A 6,814-nucleotide genomic window follows, 5' to 3' on the forward strand; every position below is an offset into this window, starting at 1 on the left:
TATTGTACTCAACCAATTTATGCTTATTTTTGAAAAAAGGCTCAGATTATAAAATCTAAGCCCTAACTTTTTAACTTACACACTTTACGGGATAGTGTCCTATTTTTTTGTAAATGGCGTCATTTTATTTCTTCGTTGTTTTATTAGCTCTTCATACTCAACATCTGCATTGAAATGTAAAGGTCATCAAGGTTGCTGAGGTTAGTAAAGTAACCACCAAAATTTATGTATTTCTTTTTTTTCTTCTTATAGCCACCACTGTTATCAATTTTTTAGAATTGTTCAAACAGCCATAAATAAGGTAATACTATTCTTCAACGAGTTCTAAAAATAGATTTTGCAAATCTTCGTTTACTTTTTCATTGTCAAGCTCAGTTGTAAGGGTAAAATTATCATCGATACCTTCGGCATATGTTGACCCGTCCAATATCCCGAATACATGTGATAGGGTATTAATTTCTACAATTCTGAGGAATTTAAGAAAAACATCCTTTTCTTCCTTTGAAAAATTGATGTACATAGGTAATATTCCCTTCCATATTGGGTCTTGTGCTTCGGTTGTTGTATCTAATAAATTTTTATACAATTCTAAATTTCCTTCAATTACTTCTTTGTTGAGTATTTTTACAAATTCTTCTGGTTTCATTTATTTATATCTTTATTTTTTTAAGTAGGGATAAAGGAAAATTTCATAAAAGGCCGTTTTCACGAGTTGTGAGACGGCCTCTTATTTGTAAATATTTTATGCATCTTTTTGGAGATAACCTAAAACTTTATTTGTCAGCTCAAAAGAATCTACTTTAGAATCTTCAGCTATAAAATCATGAACAATATCTTCCAACATATTTAAAGGACAAACATTTTCATACTCAATTCTGAAGACTTACCCTTTTTGAAGACTTCCCTGTTTTCAAACAGTAAATAAATATAAAATACCCTCTAATTGACCTCTCCCTGACTTGACTTCTCCCTGTAAATACTACTATTTTAGCTATTGTAAATATTACATTATTATTTTCCCGTTATTCTAAATAATGTTTAATTATTTTAAAGAGGTTATTCTCTGACAAAGAATAACCTCTTTTACTTTTGCTATTGATAATTCTTTAATTCTTCATTCAAGTCTCTTGTAAACTCCTTCAAATTTACTACAAAGCCTGTTTTGTCATAAATTGGAAAAACATTTATTAAGCATTCTTCGTCAACAATGAAATCTATAATTTCATTCTCAAGATCATCTAAATCAAGCTTTTTAATAATGCTATTTTCCCAGCCAGCAATTTGACATAGCTTGGCATATTCTTCCGAACTCCAAACAGGAAATAATTTTTCACCATCTAAATGAGACAATAAATAATTTTTATTAATATCGATTAGAGTAAAAAAAACTTCCCAGTCGGCTACCTTTTTAATAAAATGCCTATACCTTTCCAAAGGTTCTAAGGAGATTACATTTTCAATTTCTTTTTTATTCATACTTTTTTATTGAATGGGTCTTTCTTTATTTTTTCTACCACCACTATTGTGACCAGCATCCCAGCCGTCTGGCCCTCTCTTTTTTCTTTAAGAACTTTATATAACCTATAATTGATATTAATAATTTGTTTAGCAAATCAAAAGATAAGCTCGCTAAATACGTCAAGCAAGATCTCTTCAATTATTACAATGATTTTATAGCTTAGTACTATTCTAAATATTCAATATCAGCCTGATCTATATTGAATTTTTTCAATAACGAGTATGCTTTTTCAGATATTGCCAAAATGTTTTTTTCAGTAATAAAAAAATCATCTTTGTAAGATTCTCCATTTATTTTTGCCCAAAAGAAGTTTGGAAGTATTTTGTTTGGATACAATTCAAGAAATGTTTCTGATTTAGATACTAAAACATTATCAAAATTAATACCTGTTAACGTTTCAGATTCAATGTCACTTCTTAATTGTTCTGTAACTATATAGCATGGAAACGACTCAAGTATATCATTTCCCATCCATCCATCAAATTCATAATGGAGATGTTTAATAAGTGGAGGAAAATAAGTATTATCCAATTCCGTTTTTCCACCCAAACCTCCTGCAACTTCCGGTTCTATTAATCTATACATATAATTTTATTTTTTATTTTTATTTTACTTGCGGTGTAAACTGTCTTCCAAACTTCTGGTCAATAATTGTAGCTTGATCTAAAATCTGTTTTTTTGTTGGGTTTGCGTTCTCTTTATAAAATTTATTCCAAATCTTTCTTATCTGGCTTAAATGAACATCGCTATTTATACTTTTGGGAATCCCTCTTAAGTTTTCTAAACTATGCATTTCACTCTCAGTTATCAGACCTGGATATCTTTTTAGGGCTTGTTGCTCTACTGCATGATGCACCACAACAGTACCTTTTAATTCTGGGTTTGCAGTAAAAAAAGTTGACTTGTAATTATTGGAAATACTATTACCTAAAATAGCTCCTTTTTCAACCGCTATTTCACCTTTTATTATCCCTGGAGTTGCTTTCCCTTTTGTCAGAATAATAGCTAAAGCCGATAATCCTAGCGCAGCTTCTTCATTCTCTGGTTCCAATTTGGAAAATACTATTCCTAACAAATCTGAAATGCCAAGCATATCCCCACTCATCATATAAGCCGAACCATTGTGAAGAATAGGTGTATGGAGTCTTCTCCATGTTTCTTCTGATGAGATAGGAGGAGGAATTATTCCAAGGCTTTGCAATTCGCCTTTTACCCCTCCACCTGTATGGCAATAGGAACAATTAGGAAGTTTACTTGCCATGGCCCTTACAGGAGCATCCAATACAATTTCCTCTATCTGGTATGGGTTATTAGATCCTCCCAGGGAATTTGCAGGTATATCATTCTTCCCGCCGTTTACCGGATCTCCATACAATCCCGTTGGATCTGCATAGAACAATGGATTGTTATAAGCATACCCATAAGGGTCGAGTGTTGATGCACTTAGCGGATCATGCTGCCCAAATATTCCGAGCTCAGGAATGTAAAACCTCGCTCCCATATCATAGAGACCTGTTTCCTGAAGTTCATTGCCTAAGAACTTATAATTTTTAAAACTACTCTGAGCGAAGATGGAATTTCCTGTCTTCAGATGATTCATCCCAAAGGGATAATAATCATTGGCATCTACAATTTCAAGAGCACCAGCGCTGCTTCTTCCGAAACTTACCCTTACATTTCCTAAAAGGTCTTTATACTGGTAAATATACTGATCTTTTTCATAATCATAATATCCTTCAGAGGTGGAAAAAAACTGGAGGTTGGGAGTTTTTGATGGCGGCGGCGGGACCCGGTTGGCATCAGGGGAAAATGCCTGCGTTTCCATAGCCCTGGACATTTCTTTGGTAAGAGCCATTGATTCACTATCCCCACCACCTCCGCTTGAGGTTTTACTCAGATACTGGAATCCATCAAGATAATCCGTTATGGTACTGATGGTATTACAGTCTATAATACCACATTCTAAACTTGGGCTTATTTTCTGAAGCTTAGTCCCATCAGCAGTATAGGTATAGCCAAGATAATCTCCGAACAGAGTAGACATTACAATTTTATCCGGCAGGTTCAGGAAATTGTATTTGATGGAGGTTATTTTTTTATCCAAAAGATTGACCATATTCCCATTCATATCATAGGTAATGCTATTTCCTCCTCCTTCGTACCCAGTGGTGTTGCCGGTTATATCATTAACAGCAGAAATTTTATTTCCTGTGTAAACATAATTAAGGTTATCAATAACTGTAGCTGTGGTATTATTATTTTCAATGACAGAAGTCCTGTACAGATTTGAAATTTTACTGTCCAGATCATAGGTTAAAGACTCTGTATTCTCTTTACTATAGGGGTTGTTGGGGTTTTGATAATATCCTGCTAAAAGCCTGTTGAACTTATCGTAAGCGTAGCCGTATCTTTTGGGAGTTGAAGCTGGATTTACGCCAACGGTCTCTACAGCCCTCCAGTCAACTTCTGCAATATTTCCATTAAATTTTGGAACTACATCTTTCCCGGAGAAAAAAGCAGGATCAGGATTGGTAATTCCGTCCTTCTGATTGTATTTCACTTTGTATGAAAACAGCTTCCCGCCCAAATTCGGTAATGACATCTGTTTCTCGTTGATGCCTGTCAACCATCCCCTGATATTGTAAGCATAATCAATAGTCTGTAGTCCATTACCTACTTTTTTACTGATCAGCTGGGATAATTCATTGTAAGTATTCTCAGCCAGCAATTCTTCAGGGCGGCTATCTACCTTATGCCAGTGCTTCAGGAGACGGTTTTGCCCATCATATTCAAAACGTTCTTTTATAGTAAGTCCAGCTTCTGTGTTTCTTCTTTTATGAAAAGTGATCATTTGTCTGGGTACTCCGGTAAAATCCAGCTCTGTCTCTGTTTTAGTAAAACCTCCGAGATGGTTCATAGAATAAGTACCAATTTCACGGCCTTTCAAATCGTACCACACATAATCTTTAGTCCAGTTGGTATCATTTATATTTCTTACATAGCTTGCAGTAGGCAATCCTTTAACCGTACGGCTGGTTGTGATGCTATTTACAGTTGTATTCGAAGGTACCGGATTCAGGGTATTCTGCCCTAAAACCATATCTGGTTTCGCAGGAGCATCAGAAGGGTATGTATCGTAATAGTTGACACTTAAGATCGTTATATTTTCCTTAGGAAAGGCATCGATGCTGTAATAGATATTCATCCCATTTTGGGTAATGCCCGTGCTGCTGAACTTTTCATTGTTTGCGGCATTCGATGACATACTATTTAAGGTATTCTGTATGGCCTGCCTTGTCGCAGTATTAGCAAAGAAACCTGTATAGACGGCTCTTCCCAACGCATCATATTTGGTAAACATCCAGCCTCTTGCGTTAAAATTGTTTGTGGTTGTTCTTAGATTCCCATCCTGGATAAGCGCTATCCTGTTCTGCTGGTCATACACGATGTATTCCCAATCTTTTCCCGGAAATTTTTTCTCAACCATCCTGTTCTGATTATCATAGCGATATTGATAGCATAAATCATTTAAAGTGGCGGTTGTTATTGAATTATTTGCAGCTGCAATAGCTTTTACAGCTAAAGGAAGAATAACAAACACCTGCTGGCCATATTCATTATAAGCATAATAAGTATCTACATTTTGAGAGCCGTCATTTTTTCTTACCAGTAATATTTGGCCTTTGCTGTTGCTAAATGTAACGGTCGTATTACCATCTTCATCATTAACTGTATTTTTATATAAAGTTCCGGCTTTATAAGATCCTCCAGACGCGTAAGGGTTATTTTCAGTGGAAATTTTGAGTGTTGGGGTACCTACGGATACCCCAGAAACTGTAGACCAGGAAGTCGTAATGATAAATTTTCTGACCTCTGAATCACTATTAGTCTGAAAAGTATATTTTATCGTTTTTCCATTTGCCATCTTCCATGGATCACCAGGTGCGGCATTTTCCAAAACTCTGTTTAAAGGAGAGTTTTCAATTTTTTTTTCGCTGTAATAATTAGAGGCGTTTCCATAGACTGATGCAGCGCCAGCCATATCAGGAGAGGTAAAAATACCCCCGTTACCTGTACCCTGTTGTGGTAAGGGCAATATATTTTTTGTCTGTCTTCCAAATGCATCATATTCTATAGGGATCAAAAGGTCTTTCCCTGTAGGAGTTTCTTTAATGGAAATATTCTGCTTGGGCCTTCCCAAACCATCGAAATAACTTACTTCCTGTATTTGCTTGGCAGTACTGCTGGAAGTGGTGACAGCTTCTAAATAAACCCTGCTATAAAGATAGTTTTCGGCCTGTGTTAAATTCTGTGCTTTCAGCAGTATGGTAAAAGACAAAAATAATATGAGTGAGAGCAAATATTTTTTCATGATAGGTGTTTTAATGTTGATAGTTGTAACTAAGCTCTTTTACAATATTATTATTAGCATCGACTACAGATTGCAACCTATTGGAAGAATCGTATTTATAGAATTGTCTTATCCCTGTTGAAGGGGTTACACTTGTGACCCCAATGAGCGGATCATAGGTGTAAGTTGTGATGCTGTAATTCTTAAAAGCTGCCTGATTTCTAAAGGAGTCTAGGGCATTCATTAATATTTTTTCTGATGCCGGATCAGTGTCAGTATTCGATTTTGCGATAATGCCGGATGCAAGACCTTGAACCTCCTGATAAGTTGCTCCTTCTACTTTAGCAATGGGTAAGGTATTGTTATACCCCCATACAATAGCTGTAGGAACACTTCCTTTTAGAGTATACTGTAATAGATGCCCCTGTGTATCATACTGATTATAATTGACAAGGGTATTGGCTGAAGCAGCATTATCATTATAAAATTTCTGTGCAGAAACTGGAAGTATAAGGTTAGCGGTCTGTGCATTTTTAGCATAGACGGTCTTTGTTTTTGAGATTATTTTTCCATTTTCTTTAATCTCAGTATGTAGAGGAATACTTACCATATTGGCCGTAATCATGTCTGCATTGTTCTGCTCATAAGCATATTGATATGTATTTTCACCAGTATTACCATCGGAATGACTTGTCTTCTTACTTGTCAATTGGTAATGTAAGTTACTGTCATATGAATTTTCAGTCACCGTAGGCTTCATGGGCTGGTTATTCATATAATCTGTTGAAGTAACAGTTTTAAGGTATTTTTGATAGGAAATATTATCATATTCCACTATATCGAGATTTTCAATAGCATATTGATGTACCAGTTGATACCCAAGAGGTTTTTGGTAGCAGTGATTAGGATTTGATTTTTCAACATTATTAGCATCCAGAAGAATA

General features: G+C 35.3%; 4 protein-coding genes and 1 pseudogene. All 5 read right to left on the reverse strand.

Annotation, left to right across the window (positions count from 1 at the left end; genetic code table 11):
- Nucleotides 1–307 precede the first annotated feature (307 nt).
- Complete coding sequence (locus DRF67_RS21160; RefSeq protein ID WP_115930287.1) at nucleotides 308–646, reverse strand: transposase; 339 nt, start codon at nucleotides 644–646, stop codon at nucleotides 308–310.
- Nucleotides 647–1,092: 446 nt separating this feature from the next.
- Entirely contained in the window at nucleotides 1,093–1,476 is a 384-nt protein-coding gene (locus tag DRF67_RS21165) for a DUF2750 domain-containing protein (protein ID WP_115930288.1), read from the reverse strand.
- 208 nt (nucleotides 1,477–1,684) lie between these two features.
- Nucleotides 1,685–2,104: a hypothetical protein gene (locus tag DRF67_RS21170; protein ID WP_115930289.1), complete on the reverse strand. Its 420-nt coding sequence runs from the start codon at nucleotides 2,102–2,104 to the stop codon at nucleotides 1,685–1,687.
- Nucleotides 2,105–2,123: 19 nt separating this feature from the next.
- Entirely contained in the window at nucleotides 2,124–5,891 is a 3,768-nt protein-coding gene (locus DRF67_RS21175) for a DUF6443 domain-containing protein (RefSeq protein WP_115930290.1), read from the reverse strand.
- Between the two features lie 10 nt (nucleotides 5,892–5,901).
- Nucleotides 5,902–6,814: pseudogene (locus tag DRF67_RS21680) on the reverse strand (hypothetical protein); the annotation flags it as partial.

The organism is Chryseobacterium pennipullorum (genome assembly GCF_003384725.1).
GTDB lineage: Bacteria > Bacteroidota > Bacteroidia > Flavobacteriales > Weeksellaceae > Chryseobacterium > Chryseobacterium pennipullorum.

Coding starts and splice junctions, on each gene's coding strand:
- DRF67_RS21160 (WP_115930287.1), bottom strand. CDS start 646: ATGAAACCAGAAGAATTTGTAAAAATACTCAACAAAGAAGTAATTGAA.
- DRF67_RS21165 (WP_115930288.1), bottom strand. CDS start 1,476: ATGAATAAAAAAGAAATTGAAAATGTAATCTCCTTAGAACCTTTGGAA.
- DRF67_RS21170 (WP_115930289.1), bottom strand. CDS start 2,104: ATGTATAGATTAATAGAACCGGAAGTTGCAGGAGGTTTGGGTGGAAAA.
- DRF67_RS21175 (WP_115930290.1), bottom strand. CDS start 5,891: ATGAAAAAATATTTGCTCTCACTCATATTATTTTTGTCTTTTACCATA.